This window comes from Okeania sp. SIO2F5 (assembly GCF_010692685.1).
In the GTDB taxonomy this organism is placed as follows: domain Bacteria; phylum Cyanobacteriota; class Cyanobacteriia; order Cyanobacteriales; family Microcoleaceae; genus Okeania; species Okeania hirsuta.
The window spans coordinates 1-20278 of sequence record NZ_JAAHGU010000046.1 but is presented as its reverse complement, the minus strand read 5'-3'; the positions used below and the strand labels follow the sequence as shown (position 1 = coordinate 20278).

General features: G+C 38.0%; 15 protein-coding genes. 12 read left to right on the top strand and 3 right to left on the bottom strand.

The annotated features are described in order from the left end of the window. Positions 1–400 precede the first annotated feature (400 nt). The 7 genes from F6K27_RS16250 (at position 401) to F6K27_RS16220 (ending at position 9622) form a co-directional block, all read left to right on the top strand. Positions 401–6106, top strand: coding sequence for an alpha-2-macroglobulin (locus F6K27_RS16250; RefSeq protein ID WP_287277413.1), 5706 nt, complete (start codon positions 401–403; stop codon positions 6104–6106). Positions 6107–6615: 509 nt separating this feature from the next. Continuing rightward, positions 6616–6855, top strand: a complete 240-nt coding sequence (locus tag F6K27_RS16245) for a DUF4258 domain-containing protein (protein WP_287277414.1) — start codon at positions 6616–6618, stop codon at positions 6853–6855. A gap of 2 nt (positions 6856–6857) precedes the next feature. Next, positions 6858–7058, top strand: coding sequence for a DUF2283 domain-containing protein (locus F6K27_RS16240; protein ID WP_287277415.1), 201 nt, complete (start codon positions 6858–6860; stop codon positions 7056–7058). Positions 7059–7234: 176 nt separating this feature from the next. After that, complete coding sequence (locus F6K27_RS16235; protein ID WP_287277416.1) at positions 7235–8542, top strand: HEPN domain-containing protein; 1308 nt, start codon at positions 7235–7237, stop codon at positions 8540–8542. Positions 8543–8675: 133 nt separating this feature from the next. Beyond that, entirely contained in the window at positions 8676–8930 is a 255-nt protein-coding gene (locus F6K27_RS16230; RefSeq protein ID WP_287277417.1) for a hypothetical protein, read from the top strand. Continuing rightward, positions 8927–9337, top strand: coding sequence for a PIN domain-containing protein (locus F6K27_RS16225; protein WP_287277418.1), 411 nt, complete (start codon positions 8927–8929; stop codon positions 9335–9337). The genes F6K27_RS16230 and F6K27_RS16225 overlap by 4 nt, the downstream gene beginning before the upstream one ends. 93 nt (positions 9338–9430) lie before the next feature. After that, positions 9431–9622 carry a hypothetical protein gene (locus F6K27_RS16220; protein WP_287277419.1) on the top strand — a complete coding sequence of 64 codons (192 nt, stop codon included), beginning with the start codon at positions 9431–9433 and terminating at the stop codon, positions 9620–9622. A 327-nt stretch (positions 9623–9949) separates the two neighbouring features. Here the strand turns inward: F6K27_RS16220 and F6K27_RS16215 are convergent, their stop codons facing one another. Beyond that, positions 9950–11374 carry an alkaline phosphatase gene (locus tag F6K27_RS16215; RefSeq protein ID WP_287277421.1) on the bottom strand — a complete coding sequence of 475 codons (1425 nt, stop codon included), beginning with the start codon at positions 11372–11374 and terminating at the stop codon, positions 9950–9952. Between the two features lie 70 nt (positions 11375–11444). Here F6K27_RS16215 and F6K27_RS16210 point away from each other — a divergent pair, with 70 nt between their 5' ends. Then, positions 11445–11591 (top strand): hypothetical protein, encoded by a 147-nt coding sequence (locus F6K27_RS16210; protein WP_161564725.1) that lies wholly within the window; start codon positions 11445–11447, stop codon positions 11589–11591. On the opposite strand, the gene F6K27_RS16205 is transcribed toward F6K27_RS16210, so the two are convergent. Both F6K27_RS16205 and F6K27_RS16200 read right to left on the bottom strand, forming a co-directional pair. Then, positions 11588–12295: a GDYXXLXY domain-containing protein gene (locus F6K27_RS16205; RefSeq protein ID WP_287277422.1), complete on the bottom strand. Its 708-nt coding sequence runs from the start codon at positions 12293–12295 to the stop codon at positions 11588–11590. The genes F6K27_RS16210 and F6K27_RS16205 overlap by 4 nt on opposite strands. A 402-nt stretch (positions 12296–12697) precedes the next feature. After that, positions 12698–14095 (bottom strand): DUF2157 domain-containing protein, encoded by a 1398-nt coding sequence (locus F6K27_RS16200; protein ID WP_287277423.1) that lies wholly within the window; start codon positions 14093–14095, stop codon positions 12698–12700. A gap of 418 nt (positions 14096–14513) precedes the next feature. On the opposite strand from F6K27_RS16200, the gene F6K27_RS16195 reads away from it, so the two are divergent. The 4 genes from F6K27_RS16195 (at position 14514) to F6K27_RS16180 (ending at position 19798) form a co-directional block, all read left to right on the top strand. Beyond that, a complete protein-coding gene (locus F6K27_RS16195) occupies positions 14514–14897 on the top strand; it encodes a VOC family protein (protein ID WP_287277424.1) in 384 nt (127 codons plus the stop codon). A 527-nt stretch (positions 14898–15424) separates the two neighbouring features. Continuing rightward, positions 15425–16684: a rod shape-determining protein RodA gene (gene rodA / locus F6K27_RS16190; protein WP_287277425.1), complete on the top strand. Its 1260-nt coding sequence runs from the start codon at positions 15425–15427 to the stop codon at positions 16682–16684. Then, entirely contained in the window at positions 16681–16809 is a 129-nt protein-coding gene (locus F6K27_RS16185) for a hypothetical protein (RefSeq protein ID WP_287277427.1), read from the top strand. The genes rodA and F6K27_RS16185 overlap by 4 nt, the downstream gene beginning before the upstream one ends. A 487-nt stretch (positions 16810–17296) precedes the next feature. Beyond that, positions 17297–19798 carry an endonuclease MutS2 gene (locus F6K27_RS16180; RefSeq protein WP_287277428.1) on the top strand — a complete coding sequence of 834 codons (2502 nt, stop codon included), beginning with the start codon at positions 17297–17299 and terminating at the stop codon, positions 19796–19798. Positions 19799–20278 lie beyond the last annotated feature (480 nt).

Genomic DNA, 20278 nt, shown 5'->3' with positions numbered 1-20278 from the left:
AGTACAATCCAAGAATATACCATGATACATTTGATTGATGCCATGCTCCGCCAATCTAATATACCATTGAGCGATCGCTAAGTTGTTTAAAGGCGATAGAGTTGATTCAAGGTACATTCATTCCAGTTGCACCAACTTGCATATCAAACTTACATAACTAGAGTTGAAGGCGAAAACACTCGTTGTCATATTATAATCCGGCTGATTAGTTATCGTATGAGTAGAGGGAGTAGGGAGTAGAGAACCGGGAGTAGGGGAAGGCTGTTTACGAATATAAATGGTGGGAAGAAGCAGGGATACTCATTCAAATGTCTACATTAAATAGGTAAAAATATCTGTATAATTCAGGAAATTAACCTCTAATAATTGTAGGTAAAAACTACTCTCAAATCAAACAAATATGGCGTTCAAATATTGGAAACATTTTTTACTAGGATTATTCCTAGCTTTTGCCATTGCAGCTTGTGGTTTTTTTAACACAAGTTCAAAACAGGCGAAATTACCCATGGTAGACCTCATAATTACTCCTCCACTACCGGAGTGGATAGAACAAATTAGTCCGACGGGAGAAGCAGAACTTTTAAGTCAAATTCGGATTCGGTTTAAAGAACCTTTGATTCCTTTGGAAGCTTTAGATTCTCCAGAACAACAGGAGAAACTTAAAAAGTTTGAAATTTTCCCAGAATTACCTGGTCAATTCCGATTTTTGACTCCGAAAATGGTAGGGTTTCAACCTGCTGAAGCTTTGCCAAAGTCTACGAGAGTAAAGGTTACTTTGAAGGCTGGTTTATCCGACCTTAAAAATCATCAATTAAATGAAGATTTGGCTTGGACTTTTAATACTGAACCAGTTAAATTAACAAATTTACCAACTACTAAGCAGCAAAATAGAACACCACAACCAATTGATATAAATCCGACGTTAAAATTTACTTCCAATGTGGAGTTGGATGTAGATTCAATTGAGAAAAATTTAAAATTTTTACCAGAGGAAGAAACAGAAAGTTTACCTTTGACAGTTAGTTTAGAAACATTGGAAACTAATGAGGAGGAAGAAGAAGTTGTTACAGAAGAATTTGATTCTTCATTCCGTCAGTGGAATTATTCGATCGCTCCTCAAACTACTCTGGAAAAAGGTACTAAATATCGCTTGGAATTTGACTCAGGAATTGAACCTGTAAAAGGTAATTTACCTAGTCAAACACCTTTTGTGAGTGAAGTAGAAACTTATTCCGCTTTTGAATTTTCTGAACTGAAATTTTCCCAGGGTGGCGGCAGATTTGTTAAAGGTAATCCCTTGTTGGAATTTAATCATGGTGTTGTACCTGAATCAGCAGTAGAAAATATTACAATTGAACCAGAACCAAAAGAGACAAAAAATCTGATTCAAGCTTATGATGACTATAACATTGTTAGTCTCAATTCTTGGGCATTTGAACCAGAGACAAATTATACAATTACTATCGGCGCTAATATCGAAGATAAATTCGGGCAAGTATTAGGAAAGCCTGTTGTTTTAAATTATCAAACAGGGGATTTAGTCGGAAATATTTCGGTACCTGCGGGTTTCAATATTTTTCCTTCTAGTCAGGATTTACAACTGAATATTTCTACAGTAAATTTGCCTGAATCGGAATATCAAGCGACTTATCAAGTTGTTCAACCAACAGATTTGGTTTACGCAGAATCGGCTTATCCCAGAAGAGATAGAAAAAGTTTATTACCAACAAATGAAAAGTGGCAAAACTATCCTGTTTCTGGTGAAAAAAATCAGATTAAAGAAGTAGCAGTTCCTCTCAGAGAACAACTAGGTGGTCAGACAGGAATGTTGGCTTATGGAGTAAAAGCACGGACGAGTTCTTATCAACAAAATGGTCAACAAAAATGGCAAGAACCAAAATTTTATGGATTGGTACAACTGACTAATTTGGGAGTATTTGCTCAGTGGTTTCCAGAGTCGGGAATTATTCGGGTAAATCATTTGGATGATGGTGTGCCTGTTGTGGCGGATGTGGAGATTTATCAATCTCAATTAAATGCTAAATCTCAGCCTAAACCTACTGCTTGTGCGACGGGAAAAACCGATGAAAATGGTTTGCTAAGTTTGACTAAGACCGACTTACAAAAATGTATGAATGGTCGGCGTTTTTCCCAAGCACCGGAATTATTAGTAATTGCCAAAGAAAAGGAAGATTGGGCTTTTGCTAGAACTAAAGAATATAGCGGTACTTATGGTTATGGGATTTATTCTGGTTGGAATAGTGGCAAGGCTGAATCGCGGGGTACTATTTTTTCTGATAGAGAACTTTATCAACCAGGAGAAAAAGTTTGGTTGACTGGAGCTGCTTATTATTTGGAAGATGGTAACTTGAAACAAGCGGAAAATATGGATTATCAAGTAACTCTAAATAATCCAGATGGAAATAAGCAAAATTTAGGTACTCAGACTACTAATGAATTTGGTACTTTTTCTCTAGAAATTCCTCTAGATAATAATCAACCACTCGGTTATTACAATGTGGAGGCTAAGGGAGAAAATGGCATAGAATTTTACGGAGAATTTCGTGTTGCTGAATTTAAACCACCTAATTTTCAGGTAGACCTAGAACTAAATCAAGAAATTGCTTTGATTAACGAACAAATAGTGGCGGAAGCTGAAAGTAATTATTTGTTTGGTTCTCCAGTGCAAGGAGCAAAGGCTAAATATTATGTGACTCGTCAAAAGACAGAATTTACTCCTGAAAATTGGCAAGAATTTGACTTTGGTCGTCAATGGTTTTGGCCGGAAGAAACGCCGACTATTCCTAATAATGTATTGGAAAAAAATGTGGTGCTAGATAATAAAGGTGGGGATAATCAAATATTTACTGTTGGAAAAGATTTACCCTACCCAATGACTTATCGAGTAGATGTGGAAGTGACAGATATATCTAATCTTTCTGTGGCAGATACTCAAACTTTTACCGCCCTACCAAGTAACAAATTAATAGGTCTAAAAAGTAAATTTGTGGCCGATGCTAATCAAAAATTTCCGGTAGAAGTTATTGTCACCGACTCTGAAGGAAAACCACTTTCTGGGGAAAATATTCAACTGGAATTACAACAAATGGAATATAGCAGCGTCACTCAAGTAGTGGCAGGTAGTCGCAACCCCAAATATCAAGTCGAATATAAAACTGTTGCGAGCCAGAAAGTCAGAAGTGGCAATAAACCGAAAACCGTCAACCTCACCCCCTCAGAGTCTGGCAGTTATCGCATCCGAGCTAATTTTGCCAATGCTGAAAATGACATTACTGGCACCGATATTCAAATTTGGGCAACCGGAGCGAACCGCGTTTATTGGGGAGGTCGCAATGAAGACCGTCTGGAAATTAAACTCGACAAAGACACCTACAAACCAGGAGAAACAGCAACCGCTTTAATTCAGTCACCCTATCCAGAAGGGGAATTATATTTTGCCGTCGTCCGCGACAAACCACTCTATGAAAAAATCGTCAAAGTTACAGGTGGTGCGCCAGAAATTCAGTTTCAGGTGACAGAAGATATGTTACCCAATGCTGCGGTAGAAGCAGTATTAGTGCGGCAAGGTCAACCACTCGCAGAAGTCGAACCGGGAACTGTGGAAAATTTGATGAAAATTGGTTTTACTCCATTCAAAATTAATTTGGCAGACAAATACTTAAATGTAGAAGTCACACCCCAACGTCCGGAAGCGCAACCGGGAACTATGCAGACTGTGGAATTGGCAGTTAAAAATAATCAAGGGCAACCAAGTAAAGGTCAGTTTATAGTAATGGTTGTAAATGAAGCGGTCTTGCAACTAAGCGGTCATCGTCCCCCAGACTTAGTGGAGACAGTTTACGCTGAACAACCAATATCAACCACTTTCAACGATAACCGTCCCGAAGTACAAATGGAAGCCATGTCATCCGCTCTGAGAAAAGGTTGGGGTTATGGCGGCGGCATATCATCTGCTGCATCTAGCACCCGCATTCGTACAGACTTTCAATCTTTAGCTTATTACAACGGTTCTGTAATTACAGATAATAAAGGTAAGGCAACGGTGACATTTAAAATGCCAGACGATCTGACAACTTGGCGCGTGATGACTGTTGCCACAGATGGGAATTTGCATTTTGGCAATGGGGAAGCAACTTTTGTCACGACTCAACCATTAATGTTAAATCCAGTTTTGCCTCAGTTTGCTCGTATCGGCGATAAATTTGAGGGTGGCGTAACAGTTACGAATAATACTGGCAAAAAAGGAAATCTCAAAATAGATGGGGAAGTTAGTCAGAATATTTTGTTTGCCGAAAATTCCCAAACTACCCAAAATTTACAAACCAGCACAGACTCAGGTACTAACGCTTACCGTTTTCCCATGGAGGCAAAACAAGCGGGTGAGGCAAAAGTGCAATTTACCACTGACCTGAATAACCGTGACACTGATGGGTTTGAAATTTCATTACCAGTGCAGTCCTTGGCAGCAAGTGAAACGGTAGTCGAGTCTGGCACAACTGACTCTCAAATACAAATGCCACTGAATATTACAGAGAATGTAATGCCAGATGTGGGAGGTCTCGAAATTTCTATGGCAAGTACATTAATACCAGAAATTACAGCCCCCGCAAAAGCAGTGTTGAAAAAAGACCAACTACCATTTTTAGAGCCTACCGCCAGTCAACTAGCGATCGCCTCTAACCTCCAAATATTAGGTGAGAAATACGAGCAAGCATTTGTAGACTTCAACCCAGAACAACAGGCAAAACAAGCATTAGAAAAATTAGAAAAGTTGCAACTGCCAGACGGAGGTTTTGGTTATTATCCAGGATGGGAAAAATCCAATCCTTATCTAACACCCTATGCAGCAGAAGCGATCGCCCAAGCAAAAAAAGCATTCCCAGATTTAGTAAATGGGGAAATGGTAAGTAGTCTGCGGAGTTACTTAAACAACATTTTGGCAGACCCAGGCAAAGATGAATATTGCAGCGAACAACTCTGTAAAAATCAAGTGCGCTTAGATGTTTTAATGGCATTGTCAGAATTAGGCGACACCCGCAATAGCTTCCTGTCAGATATTTATCAACAACGGGAGAAATTATCTCAGGTAGACCAAATAAAACTAGCGCGCTATATATCCACCTTCCCCAAATGGCGCAAACAGTCAGCAGAAATGTATAACGAAATTCAGGAAAGCGTCTATGAAACCGGGCGCAGTGCCACATTGAATATACCGCAAACCTGGGGATGGATGAATTCAACCACCGCAAGTCAAGCACAAGCATTGCGACTATTTATTACCCGCGACGCCAAACCAGAAATATTAGACCGACTATTACAAAGTCTGCTCAACCTCCGACGCGATGGCACCTGGCGCACAACTTATGATAACGCGGAAGCTTTGAAAGCATTGGTTACTTATAGCAACACCCAACCCGCTCCACCGAATTTCGTCGCCACCGCAAAATTATCAGGCAAACAATTAGATGCTGCCAGTTTTAAAGGTTATGAAAATCCGAATCTCTCCTTGAATGTAGCAATGGATGGGTTGCCAAAAGGAGAATCAGATTTAGTCTTGGAAAAATCTGGAGAAGGCAAATTGCACTATTTAGTCGAATACAGTTACCGTCTCCCAGGAAACCAACCAGGAAAGTATAACGGTTTGCGAGTAGCGCGGGAAATTCGTCTGGCAAATGAAACGTCCGTTTTGCAACGCATGGATCTATCTGAGGTGTCGTCACCATTAGATATCAGTGCAGGACAAGTCTTTGATATTGGCATTGAAGTTATAACAGACCGCCCCGTAGACCATGTAATTATTCGTGACCCGCTGCCAGCAGGTTTAGAAGCAGTTGACACCAGTTTCCAAACCGCCACTTCCGCTGTGAAGGCAAAAGCAGATAGTTGGCAAATAGGATATCAACAGATATATCGCGATCGCGTAGAAGCTTATGCAGACCGTTTAAACCCCGGTGTGTATAGCTTACATTATTTGGTTAGGTCAGTGACTCCCGGAACATTTATATGGCCTGGAGCAGAAGCAAAGTTACAATATGCACCCGAAGAATTTGGGCGATCGGCAACAGCGACATTAGTTGTGAAGTAGTTATTGTTAGGGTGCGTTTTGCGTACCCTAATAAATCAGGACTTACGCAAATTAACCTTGAAAATGTCATATGTAGGGGCGTTAACGATAGTTATGCGAAGCAAATGGCATTCGCGTTCCGCAAAGCTCCGAATGGTATCCTCACTCGATTTCGTGTCCGTGTGTAAGTCCTGAAGATAATATCAAATCCGGTTAATTGCACATAGAATCCGGTTGTATAATATTTGTTTATAATTTCTTAAATTACTTAAATATTAGACATCTCTTCCAAAAGAGTAGGGACATTGCATGCAACGTTCGTACAGGGAAATAATTGATAATTTCTGTACGATATAGATATTGATTTTTTATTATTGGAGATGTCTATCTAAATCTCCCCCACTCCCCCACTCCCCTACTCTCAACTATATAGTAAGTATTCAACCGGATTTGATATAAGTTATTGTTGGGTTGCGCTGTCGCTTAACCCAACCTACTAAACTGAAAATATAGCTAGGAGGTAAAATTTAGTGTCAAACATTGAGTATTCTCTTCACGCACGAAATGTGATGGAAGAGCGTGCTATATCTGAAGAATGGATTAATCGAACTTTGAACGAACCAGACTACAATCAGGAAATAGATAATACGACTCACTACATTAAAGCTATTCCAGAATTTGGAGGGCGTTTTTTACGAGTAGTAGTGAATGTATCCGTAGAACCAAATCGTGTTGTTACTGTTTTTTTTGACCGTAGAATTAGGAGATAACTATGAAATTAAAGATTGATAAAGAAACAGATGCCTTGTATTTTCGGCTTGATGAATCAGCGATTATTGAGTCGGAAGAAGTACAACCAGGAGTAATTTTAGACTTTAATAGTGAGGGGAAAGTAGTAGGAATTGAAATTCTAGAACTGAGTACAAGGGTAACTTCAGAAAATTTGAGTACTCTACAGTTTGAAAACAAATAAGTTGGAGAGAGGAGGTTATTTTTTGCCCGTAGGTAGCTTCCTGGCAATCAAAAATCTGACCTCTTTCTTGTCTTCATTAATTAATGTTATTATTTAAGCTATGCCCGAAATTAAAAAATAGGGCATAGTGTTAAAAAATTGAGTCTTACTAATACTTATTAATTAGAGGTTTAAAAATGGAAAATATAGAATATTCAGGATATTGGTGGTTGCCGTCAGATCCAGATAAAAAAATAGCTAGTACTCTGACATTTACAAATGATGAAGGAATTAAACTACAACTCATAGGTTCACTTCATAATTTTTCTCTAAATGTTCCAATTATTTTAGGAGTTGTACATGGAAAGATTATTACTATTTGTGATTGTATTAATTCTTCTTCAAGAATAAGTTCTCCAGGTTTTTCAAGTCAAGAATATATCTCAGAATTTGCTTTGATTGGCAGACATTTTAGTAAACCAGACGAAATATTGTTTCATAAAGGTAATGTACAGTATAGCTATCTATCTGACTGGGGTGAATTGCCTGCAATTAAGAAAGAACCTGATTTTGCAGAAGATTGGAATAAAGAGAGAGAATTAAGATTTATATACACTCGTCCTGAAACGATTGAAGCAATAACAACATACGGAAAATTTTCTGTCATTTATTATTGGTCTGAAGCAGGTAAACGTGAAAGTATTAATTTTCAACAATTTATCTCATTAACGATTCAACCAAATGAAGAAAAACTTTCATTTAAAGATATTTGCTCTAAATTCATAGGTCATCTTAATGACTTTATAACTTTTGCAACTGATAGAACAAACTCTATTACTAAATTAGAAGTTTATTCCTATTACGGTGATGTAGATGTAGATCTAGAAAAAATTCCTTACACGATAGAACAACTTCCTATAAAAGCTCTTTATAAAACCAACTATCCTGAGAGAAAAGAACGAAATAGATTACTTATTCACGGTGAAATGTACTCTGAAATGCTCTTCTCTATATCTGATATTGATAACCTTTCCTCGACTATGGAAAGATGGTTTGATTCTTGGGAGAAATTAGCTAGTACTTTTAATCTATTCTTCAGTATCAGATACAAGCCAGATATATACTTAGAAAATAAATTTATAAATCTTGTTCATGCTGTAGAATCTTATCATCGTCGTCTAATTAAAGAAGAAGAAATTTTAATAGAAAGATTGAAAGGTTTGGTCAAACAAACTTCAGAAGTAACTAATCAATTAATTCAGGACAAAGATTTATTTTTTACTAAAGTTATAGACACCAGAAACTATTTAACTCACTACAGGGAATCAAAAAAGAAAAAGGCAGCTCAACGAGAAGAGTTGTCTTGCTTGACAGAATTGCTTTCTTTCATTTTGCAAGCTTGCTTTTTGACAGAACTAGGTTTTACTTCGGAGCAATGTTACCAGTTACTTAACAGAAATGATCGATATCAAAAGACAGTCGAGATAATCAGAAATAAGATGTAGTTTTATTGTCCTGAATAAAACTTATGAAAAATGCTTTGATATAACTCATTACTTCTTATGTCGTGTTGACAGAGGAGTTAGGGATACAATCTGAAAACTCAAACTATAAAAAAAAATTACAGGATAAAAACCAATGAACAACGAACAAATATTACTCAATAAATGGCGTACTTTACCATCACAAAAACAGCAAAAAGTATTAGATTTAGTCGAACAACTTGATCGACAAAACCAGGATATTAATCAGGCAAATATTTATCAACCTAAAACAGATATGGGTAAAAAATTATGGGAAATTCGTTGTCAAGCAATTACAGAGCAATCTAAACTATTAAGTTGGGATGAAATAGAAGAAGAAATATCAGAAAGTTGGGGTGAAAAGCAGTGAATATCACCAAAACTTATATAGATTCTGGCGTACTTATTGCAGCATTTAGAGGCATAACGCCCGTAGCAATAAAAGCAATAGAAATTCTTGATAACCCCCAACGAGAATATGCCACTAGCTCGTTTGTAAAATTAGAAGTATTACCCAAAGCAATTTATAATAAACAACTAGCTGAAGTGAATTTTTATGAAACATTTTTTGCAGGTTGTACTATCTGGGCAAACGAACTAGAAAACATTGTAGAATCTGCCCAAAAATTAGCTGCTGATTTTGGTATAAATGCAATAGATGCTCTTCATGTTGCTGCTGCTATTTCTGTAAATGCCGATGAATTAATAACAACAGAAAAACCAAATAAACCAATGCACCGAGTTACTCAGATTAGGGTAACTTCAATTTATCAATAACAGCAATTTGAAAAAAGAATGTTACAAATAGTTTCAAATTATAGTCGAAAACCCAACCTGCTAAACTAATAAGAAATAATCACCAAAAAAACTATGACTGCTCACACGGATTATGGCACGGATGCACGGATGAAGAGTCCAGTAGGATACCTGAGCATTAACAATAAGCAAGATGAAAAAAGATGGGCAGAAAATTTTGCTAATTCTCAAGACCAACTCGCCCAACTTGCCAATGAAGCGATCGCTGAGTTTAAACAAGGTAAAACAAGACCTTTAAATTTCTGAAGTCGCCGACATGAAAAGCGTCAGCGTAACCCACCGAAACATTATAGATTTGGCGGTGCGTTACACTTCGTTAACACACCCTACGAGATTACTGGTTTCTATAAACCGGAAGGTGTGCGGAGGGGTAATATCATGTCCGGATAATTAGTTATAAAAAAACTTTCTCCTTCAACTCCAGTTCTTCTTCTTTCTTCCCTCTTTCCTCCTGACTCCTGACTCCTGACTCCTGAGGACTCCGTAGTTATTTATCACTGTTCAACCGGACATGATATAACAGAACCCCTTCTAAACATTTACTGCTGATTGCTGAGTGCTGATTGCTTATTGTCAAAAACTATGTTCTTTTTCTCCTAATAACTTCCCTAATCTTTGAAAAACCTGAAACTTCAAAGAATTCAAATCGCAAGTCACCCGCGAAAAATTGTCATCGAAATGAGCAGGTCCGGCATTTGTTACAGTATAGCTATGAGATGTTAATGAGGTAGTTTTCAGCTTTCCTGATAACTGGAAACTACCACTTTTATGAGGGTAAGGCCAGAAAAAAGCTGATGATATCAGAGAAATAATTTTAAAATCTGGGTCTTCTTCGCAAAGTAACTCCGCTGACATAGAACAATGTACGTCACCAGATAGAAAAACTACCCGTTTAATTTTATTGGTGCGGATAAATTCCAAAAGTTCGGTGCGTTGGTGCAAATATCCACTCCATTTATCTAGCTCAGTCTTTTTAAAGTCTGGGAAAAATGGAACTGCTGAGGCAACAAACTTTACTCGCTCTGACCCATCTGCTAGCCATTTTTTTAAAGCTTCAAACTGATCTTCATTAATTATTTCTCGCTCTTCAAATGCTGGATCGCAGGATTCTGCCTCGTCACGCTCTGTGCGGGTATCGGTTACAAAAAAGTCACAGCATCCGTCTGTAAATTTGTACCAGAGTTTTGAGGGCGAACCAATAACATCAGCTTTGTCATCTACAATCTCGAATAACGGACTGTGACTCATCTGATAGGTAATGTAAGCATGAATTGCTACAGGGAATAGAGTCACCCAATCCTTCGGCGACGCTTTGGACGGCCAGTTATCCTCTATTTCGTGGTCGTCAAGAGTCATGTAGGTAGGAATTTGCCCCATCAGTTCGCGAATATGGGGTTGGGTAAAGGTCTCTTGATAGCGACTAAAAAACTCCTCAATTGTGCGATCTGCACCGATAGCATTGAGGTCGTCGGCATAAATTTGGTCTCCTACCATGAGCAAGGAATTAGTAGTTGTACCAGAGTTTATTTGTTTGAGAATAGATTCAAAAGTTTTGTCGCCGCGATCGTCAAACCAAGAACCAAATAATTTTAGCAGATAACGACAAGAACCAAAAATAAATGAGCGACTCTTTTTCGGATCTGTGGAAGCAGTCTGAAATTGCTTGGTATGTGCTTTCGACCAATCAAGGTTTATGTTTGCTTGGTCTACTTCCTCTTTTTTTTGCAAAAAATAGCCAATTTGATATTCATACTCTGTTTCTGAGGATAGTTCGTCGAATACTGCTACTCCGGAGGTATCAAAAGCAGGAGACATCTTGAAGAAGATGGGGGGGTCATAGTCTGAGGAGTCTAGGGCACGAATTCGGGCGACTCCTACACAAGGGAGAACACTTTTTTTGTTACTAGAGAGTTTATATTCGCCACGACCAAATATGCGTGCAGTGTCGCCCGTGACTGCACCCAGGATCGGACCAACGGTTAAAGGTTTTACTTTCATTGTCTATCTAAATAGTATGCTTTTTAAGCTATTGCATAATATCGTTATTCTTTGATTAAGTCAATGCTCTATGAAAAAACTAGGCAAGGAAGAAGGAAGAAGGAAGAAGGAAGAAGACTTTAGCTTTTACATAGAATCCGGTTATATAGTATATGTTTATAACTATACTCCCCTACTCCCCTACTCCCCTACTCCTCTTTCTGCCTTATTCAATTAAAATTTGTAGTTGCGATCGCGTACCCATAAACTTACAGGTACTGCTTGGCCTTGAGAACTAACTTTTACTTCTACTACAAAAGGTATTTTACCTTCTGAGTTAGCAGTAGTTTGTGCTTCTCGAATATTCTGATTAATACCTTCGCGTTTATCCTCTGGCATATAATAAGTTTCCAAGCCATATTGAACTGTCGAACCATTAAATTTTCCTTGAATAGCTATTTGATTATCTGGCCAATTTTGAGGCTGTTTTGCACTTACATCTACAGGTTTCCATGCTTTGGGTATGCCTAATTTTTCTGTTGTTTCAGGTGCAACTAAAATCACATAAATATCAGTTGGATTTTGTTCAGAAAATTTTCCTGAACTTTCTAATTCAAATTTATTCCAACCAGGAAGTTGACTCAAATTATCTTTGCGGGATATATCATAACTTAAAACTTGATAATAACCTCGCAAAAAATCATAGGGGTCTACAGGTACAGTTTGCAAAACTACAGTTCTACCTGTAATCGTAGTATAAATAGCTTGAGCAGGAATTGACAAAATTAATGCTAACTGTACAGTTAATGACAAAATAAATCGCCAAATTGGCATCTGATTTTTTGAAGATTTTGTTTGATTAATAGGTGGGTTTAATTCTTCAGAATAATCAGATTCTTTAGTTGATAAATTGCTTTGATTAAAAGGATTGATAAATTTCATGTTAGTTCTCTCTTAGGGAATAGGGAACAGGGAACAGGGAACAGGGAATAGGTAACAGTGGAAAAAACATTGCCTAATCTAAGATTAATTATCAGGATAAGTCCTAACTGTTCTGGCTATTGTTATAATACCAATTTAGAAAAATAATGCTACGAATAATAAGGGCAGTAGGGGCAAACGGCCGTTTGCCCCTACCACTCACTCCTCAGAAATAACCTAGTTATTTGTAGCAAATATTTATCAAATTGTTATCACACTCAATACCTAACACCTAATTCTGTACAACCTCAAATAAAATTGGCATTAAAAAGTGTTTCGGTCCGGAATGCTCCGCAAACAGATACCATTATCTATACACAAATTTTTAGGCTGATAGCTATATAGCTGATAGCTAATAGCTAGTTAATTCTTAGATAATAAATGACGTTCAAACCATAAACCAGCAGCGATAACTCCTACACCACATAAAATAAATACAAAAGATTTAAGTAATAATTCGGTATTATACTCAAAAGTGCGACAGAGAATTTGTAAAGTTAGTAATACCAAACCACCCCAGAAACCTCCTCTAATTCCTCGCATCAACCCAATTCTAATTAAACCTGCTGCTAAGAGAAACATTTCTATATTTATTATAAAAGTTGCTATTTCTGGAATTTCATTGATACTCAAATGCCAGAAACATAATATTGTAGTTACAACAATGAAGCCCAAAATCACACTACTGACTGAATCTAATTGCCAACGATGAGAATTTGTTCTATTCGTTCGTGCTAAATTAAACCATTCCCAAATAGAAAAACCTATAAATATTAGAACTTCAATTAAAGTCAACCAACTAAACTGTAATGATGTATTTCCATCACTCAAATCTTCAGTTAAAACATAACTCCAAATTCCCCGAAAAGATAAATATAAAAATCCAATACTCAAGTACCAAATAGCTAAACTTCTGGCTAATGGTTTAAAAAATTGACTATCTATTTTAGGCAAAATAGTATCGTCATACCCCCATAATAAAGCTGGAGGTAAAGTCAAAGCGATCGCTCCCAAAAAACTATTATTTGATAAGTAAAAAAAATGCCACAAACTAATTTCTAGAGCTAGTAATAATATTGATGTAGCGAGAAAAAAAATAATCTTGGAACTGCACCAATAAGCTAGTGGAATTAGCAACAATACTGCCACCAAAGCCATATATTTGATAATTGCCTTTAACCAGGAAAATTCCACAGAATCAAATATAGTTGATAAACCCATTAAATAGCCTAATCCTATTAACAGGATAGCCATAATTCCCAGACTTTCCAGTTGTAAACTATAAGCCATTACCAAAACTCCCAATCCCCAAACAATGTATAATCCGTAGGGAGAACCACCGATATGAAACATTTGAGCCATAAAGGCTATATTTGCCCCTAAAATTAAGGCTCCAAATATTAACATTCCGTGACCTAATCTTTGTTTTTTACTGGTAGTATTTGGTAGATTATTGGGCTGTCGCCAGAGATAAAAACCGCAGGTATTAACTAAGATAAATAGAGTTAATAATAGAAGTGTTTTTACTTCTCGCGACCACTGTTGCCAATTAGCAGAAACAAAAGTAATAATACCTAATCCTAAAAGAATACCACCTAGAGAAATTAAGATAGTAATAAAACGAGCGCTGGCGGTTTCTGCCAAAGCATCAAACTGGTATCGTTCTGATAGTTGTTGATAAAAGCGATCGCTAATTAATTCCTCCGTTTGCCATAGCTTTGCTTCTTTGCGGAGCTGGCGACGAAACTTTTCTGTAATCATTTTATTGCTAAATTAAAGAATAATATCATGTCTGGATAATTAATATCAAGTCAGAGACCATTGGTATAATTAAGGTTTGCTGATTAAATCTAAAAGCACTGACATATAAAAGATTCAGCCTTTAAAGGAGCGAAAAAAAGTGCCTGGTATCACGTTGAAAACCCTCAAAAACTTAGCATAAAAGGCAGGAGGGATAGCAGAAAAATCAAGGAACAAATATATCCGACTATCTCCTAATTAATTCCTCGTTTCTCCTAACTACTCTCTGCTCCCCCACTCCCCTACTCCTGAAAAAGACTTTTTCAGCAAACCCTAATTAGGAGTCATGCGATCGCCTCATCTGGATACAGGAAAAAGCAAAACAAACAAATAGCGCGTAATATAATTCAAAATAGAAAAATTTTAATAGTAGTTGACTATGAAGCTGAAAAGATTAGGCCATGTAGCTATCTGCGTGCAAGACGTTGACAAAGCAGTAGAGTTCTATCAAAATTTGGGAATGGAAATAGCCTGGAAAGATGCTGACTGGGCATACCTAAAAGCTGGTGATGATGGACTAGCACTTTTGAGTCCTGGATATGAGCAAGCAGGGCCACATTTTGGGTTTGTGTTTAGCGATCGCTCAGAAATGGAAACCGCCTACGAACAGCTCAAAGTCCAAAATATCCAAGTCTCCCCTGTCCATGAACATCGAGATGGCACAGCTTCCTTTTACGGTAGAGATTTAGATGGTAACTGGTTTGAATACCTATACGAACCGGAAGCCATAGTTATTGAAAAAGGCAGAAGGCAGTTATGCTGAAGGCAGAAGGGAAAATTCCTGATGAATTACAAACCCTAAAAAAATTTAAGCATCCCCGTTGACGGTGGGGTATTAAACCCGCAAAAGAAAAGATAATTAGAGGCCGATTTCACCGCCTTGGGGAATAGTATCTTAAGTGGGGGAGTAGGGAAGTTCCATGCAACGTCCGTACAGGGATAAGAAAAAATCAAAATAATTAATATTAGACTCTTTCTACTCCCTGCTCACCGTCAGGAGCATCACTGGACTGGGCCTTTTCAACCTGTCTCTAAAGTTTACCGAAAAACATATAAATGTTATAGCAGTCGCCATTACTCTATTTGACATATCAAAAGCTTAAGACTCAGACAATGCCAGCTTTTCCAAACTTTGGTCCTCCCAGATAACTAAAGTCTCCTTCCTTCTTCCTTCTTCCTTCTTCCTTCTGCTACATCAAAAAAAATTTTAATTGATGCAGAGATCCTACTTAAATATATGTATTAACTATCAGGAGTATTCTAAAGTCTAAAATATCTACATATTAAAATATGACCCAGAAATTAGTATTAAGAAATCGCCGAAAATGGCCTCTCTTACAATGGCGCAATATGGACTGGTCTCTAATGCTGGTCTATATAGCAATGACCACTTTTGGTGGAGTAATGATCCAAAGTGTCGAACGAAACCAGGGATTAACAGATTGGTGGCAACACTGGCTCACTGGAGGAGTAGGCTTAATCTTGGCCTTAATTATTGCTCGTTGTCGTTATGAAGTTTTAATGAACTGGAAATGGGTAATTTATATTTTAACCAATCTTTCTTTGGGAGCTGTACAACTCATTGGTACTTCAGCTCTGGGGGCACAAAGATGGATTAATGTTGGTGGTTTCCACGTTCAACCCTCAGAATTTGCCAAGGTAGGAATAATTATTACCTTAGCAGCAATACTTTCGTCTCAGACCAGGGTAAGGCTATTAGGCTTTTTTAAAGTTTTGATGATTACAGCCGTACCATGGTTTTTAGTATTTATAGAACCCAACCTCGGCACATCTTTAATATTTGGTGCAATTACTATGGGGATGTTGTATTGGGGAAATGTTAATCCTGGTTGGTTAATATTACTTGTCTCTCCTATTTTTTCAGCCATTCTTTATACTATCTATTTCCCTGCTTGGCTTGCATGGATCGCTTTGATGGCCTTAATCGCATGGCGGACTTTACCTTGGAAATTGTTATGGATGCCTATAGTTACCGGAATTAATATTGTCTCTGGAAATGTTGGGCAGCTATTATGGAATTTGCTCAAAGATTATCAAAAAGACCGACTAACAGGATTTCTGAATCCAGAACAAGACCCCCTGGGCACGGGATATCACCTAATTCAATCTCGTATTGCCATCGGTTCTGGACAAATGTTTGGTAGGGGACTATATCAAGGTACTCAAACTCAACTACATTTTATCCCAGAACAGCATACAGATTTTATTTTCTCAGCTATTGGCGAAGAGTTGGGTTTTATTGGTTGTATTCTGGTACTTTTAACTTTTTGGTTTATTTGTCTGCGCTTGGTTATTATTGCTCAGACTGCTAAGGATGATTTTGGTTCTCTCATCGCCATTGGAGTATTATCGATGTTAGTATTCCAAGTTTTTGTGAATATTGGAATGAATATTGGTTTGGCTCCTGTGACTGGTATTCCACTACCATTACTTAGTTATGGGCGATCGGCTTTGTTGAGTAATTTTATTGCCCTGGGGTTAGTGGAGTCAGTCGCTAATTATAGTGCCAAAGCAAGGCAAGGTTTTTGAGAACAGGCAACAGGCAACAGGCAACAGATAACAGGCAACAGGCAACAGACAACAGGCAACAGGCAACAGGCAACAGGGCTATTTCATCTTTATATAATCACCTGGTGTGGGGAGTAGGGGAGTAAGGGAGAGGGGGAAGTGTGGAAAGGGTGGAGAGTTTAGAGAAAAACTACAACCATCTAGGTTTGAATTAGATGAAATTTTATGAGAAAAAAACACTAAAAACAATCTCCATATATAATTTCCGGAGATATCTGTTGGTAATATCATGGCCGTTGGTATCGTTTGTGTAAAAACTTGGGAAATATCTATTTTTTCTTTCTTTCAAATATTCTTCCTTCTTCCTTGTTCCTTCTTCCTTAATTGCGAGTCAAATGCTCCCACTATTTATCATACGGATTACGAAAAATTAGGATTTGAGATTGCTATCCGCTCCGGACTACTGCGCAAACCTTGTGGGTTGCAATGACGAAAATCGGTTGTACTGCTTAAGTCCTAGCCAAATCTATCTAGCTCCGGTCTCCAGACTTCCGATTTTGAATTCCGAAATATTTTGCAATAATTGTAGTATAATATAATTCATAGTACATAATACTTTATATATATTAAGCTTTGATTCAATCCGAGACTTTAGAATTACTGGAATGGCCTCGCTTGTGTCAACACTTGGCCACTTTTACAGCAACGAAATTGGGTGCGATATTGCTCCACAACTCTAGGACTTTTAATATCGGCGATCGCCAAAACACGACTAATTATTTACCAATTCCGTCAACAAAGGCGGAAACTATACAACTATTAGCTGAAACTAAGGAAGCTTATATATTAGAAACTCGTCTTCCACAGGGTTTGTCATTTGATGGTATTGAAGACTTTGGAGATTCCCTGGAAAGAGCAGAACTAGGTGGTATACTTTCTGGAAGTGAACTTTTAGCTATTGCGACAACTTTAGCTGGCGCTCGTAAGTTACGTCGGACAATTGACAATTATGAGTCGGAATATGAGTTGTCAGTTTTACCAGAATTAGTAGCTGAGTTACGCACTTATCCAGAACTAGAACAGGAAATTCACCGCTGTATAGACGACCAGGGAGATGTTACAGACCGGGCAAGTCCCAAACTAGCAGGTATTCGAGAAAAAATGCACCATTTACGCGATCGCATCGATAGGATACTTAGAGGCATTTTACAACGGAAAGCTAGTGCTATTCAACAACCAATTATTACTCAAAGGAGCGATCGTTTTGTAATTCCTGTCAAAGCACCTCAAAAGGATGCTGTACCTGGTATTGTTCACGATACATCTACAACAGGCTCTACATTATACATTGAACCCAATGGAGTTGTCAACCTCAATAACCAAATACGACAACTACAGCGTCAGGCCCAAAGGGAAGAAGAAGCAATTCGGCAAGCATTAACAGAACAAGTGGCAGAAGTCAAGGAAGACTTAGAGCAGTTACTGATAATTGCTACTACAATTGACCTCGCTACAGCTCGCGCTCGTTATAGTTTATGGTTAGGAGCAAACCCACCTCAATTTACTGAACCAGATTCTGATCGCCCCGTGAATATCCGTCAATTGCGACATCCGTTGTTAGTTTGGCAACAGCAATACGAAGAAGGAAATGATGTGGTACCTATTGATGTTACGGTGAAATCTCCAGTCAAAGTCGTGGCAATTACGGGTCCGAACACTGGCGGTAAAACTGTTACTCTGAAGACCTTGGGGTTAGCTGCACTGATGGCAAAAATAGGATTATTTATACCTGCAAATGAACCTGTGGAGTTGCCGTGGTTTGAACAAATCTTGGCTGATATTGGTGATGAGCAATCATTAGAACAAAGTTTATCTACTTTTTCTGGTCATGTTCGACGCATTATTAGGATTTTAGAAGCAATAGATGAGGATGAAAATCCAGAAAATTCTGGTTTATCTTCTACCCTGGTTTTATTAGATGAAATTGGTGCTGGTACAGACCCCACTGAAGGTAGTGCTTTAGCGACTTCTATTTTGCAATATTTGGCAGACCATGTACTATTAACAGTGGCAACTACCCACTTTGGAGAACTTAAAGCTCTCAAATATGACGATGAAAGGTTTGAAAATGCTTCTGTAGAATTTGATATCAATTCTCTACAACCTACATACCGCTTGCTGTGGGGAATTCCAGGTCGTTCTAATGCTATGACTATTGCTGGCAAGTTGGGTTTAAAACAGGAGATTATTTATAGAGCGCAAGATTATGTGGGAGGAAATTCTGAAGATGTGAATCAGGTGATTGCAGGTTTGGAAGCACAAAGACAGCAACAGGAAACAAAGGCAAAAGAAGCTTCTGAGTTACTACAAGAAACTGAATCTTTACATCGGGAAGTTTCTAGAAAAGCTGCTGCGCTGAAAGATCGAGAAAGAGATTTACAGTTGTCGCAACAGTTGGCGGTACAGGAAAAAATTGCTGAGGCAAAAGCAGAAATTGCTACGGTAATTCGGAATTTACAGCAAGGCCCGTTAACTGCTCGAAATGCTCAGAAAGCGACTAAAGCTATTAATGAAATTTCTGAGAAATATTTGCCTTCTCGTACTCTCCCTGTCAAGAAACCGAATTTTATGCCTAAAGAGGGCGATCGTATTCGGATTCCCAAAATTGGGCAGACAGCAGAAGTTTTGAGCGCTCCTAATGAGAATGATGAGTTAACTGTTAAATTTGGAATTATGAAAATGACAGTTAGTTTGGCAGAAGTGGAATCTCTTGATGGTGAAAAAGCAGAGCTTTCTAAAAAGAGTAAAAATGTAGAGGCACAAAAGAGTAAGAAGTCAGAAAGTAAGTCTAAGGAAACTCCAGCAGAGATTACTTCTAGTGGTTTAGCTGTTCGTACTTCTCAAAATAGTATTGATATTCGTGGAAGTCGGGTGGCAGATGCTCAAATTGAGGTAGATAGGGCACTTTCTCGGGCGATCGAGTATGGTTTGTTGTGGATTATTCATGGTAAAGGTACTGGTAAATTGAGACAGGGTATCCATGAGTTTTTGCAGGATCATCCGTTGGTAGAGCGTTATGAATTAGCGCCGAGAAATGACGGCGGTAGTGGGGTAACTATTGCTCATTTAGTGTAGTGCGACTCATTAGTGTAAAATTTTGGTCTACCTGAGTCCAAAGACCCTCAGAAGTTGATAACAAGCATGAAAAGTAGATAGGAGGAGCAGGGAATAGTTCTTAAATTGTTTAGGGGAGCCATATAGAAACCATTTGGGTTCTTTTTAACTCATGGCTAGTCTTTTAAGCATTAGCCTTACAAAACAAAGATTAATTTTGGTGTTAGCATGCTCAAAAAAGATTAATTCAAGCAGGTGAAGGAAGAAAAAAGGCTTTAACCAAGGAATAATAAATCACTTAAATATTAGACTTGTCGCGAAATAAAACCTTAAAGTGAAATGGAAAATCCTGGCTTTTCACTGATTAAACTATGCTGCCATTAAGTAGAAATTCCAGAGTCCAACCGCAGTGAACATGAAGCGATCGTCGCGCATCTTTAATGTGATTTCGATACAATCCTCTCGCTGCATTATATCTCTTTACGCCAGATATTGTCTGTT

What these genes read in the sequence shown, in the direction of transcription:
- F6K27_RS16250 (WP_287277413.1), top strand. Translation starts at nt 401, where the DNA reads ATGGCGTTCAAATATTGGAAACATTTTTTACTAGGATTATTCCTAGCT.
- F6K27_RS16240 (WP_287277415.1), top strand. Translation starts at nt 6,858, where the DNA reads ATGAAATTAAAGATTGATAAAGAAACAGATGCCTTGTATTTTCGGCTT.
- F6K27_RS16235 (WP_287277416.1), top strand. Translation starts at nt 7,235, where the DNA reads ATGGAAAATATAGAATATTCAGGATATTGGTGGTTGCCGTCAGATCCA.
- F6K27_RS16230 (WP_287277417.1), top strand. Translation starts at nt 8,676, where the DNA reads ATGAACAACGAACAAATATTACTCAATAAATGGCGTACTTTACCATCA.
- F6K27_RS16220 (WP_287277419.1), top strand. Translation starts at nt 9,431, where the DNA reads ATGACTGCTCACACGGATTATGGCACGGATGCACGGATGAAGAGTCCA.
- F6K27_RS16215 (WP_287277421.1), bottom strand. Translation starts at nt 11,374, where the DNA reads ATGAAAGTAAAACCTTTAACCGTTGGTCCGATCCTGGGTGCAGTCACG.
- F6K27_RS16210 (WP_161564725.1), top strand. Translation starts at nt 11,445, where the DNA reads ATGAAAAAACTAGGCAAGGAAGAAGGAAGAAGGAAGAAGGAAGAAGAC.
- F6K27_RS16205 (WP_287277422.1), bottom strand. Translation starts at nt 12,295, where the DNA reads ATGAAATTTATCAATCCTTTTAATCAAAGCAATTTATCAACTAAAGAA.
- F6K27_RS16200 (WP_287277423.1), bottom strand. Translation starts at nt 14,095, where the DNA reads ATGATTACAGAAAAGTTTCGTCGCCAGCTCCGCAAAGAAGCAAAGCTA.
- F6K27_RS16195 (WP_287277424.1), top strand. Translation starts at nt 14,514, where the DNA reads ATGAAGCTGAAAAGATTAGGCCATGTAGCTATCTGCGTGCAAGACGTT.
- rodA (WP_287277425.1), top strand. Translation starts at nt 15,425, where the DNA reads ATGACCCAGAAATTAGTATTAAGAAATCGCCGAAAATGGCCTCTCTTA.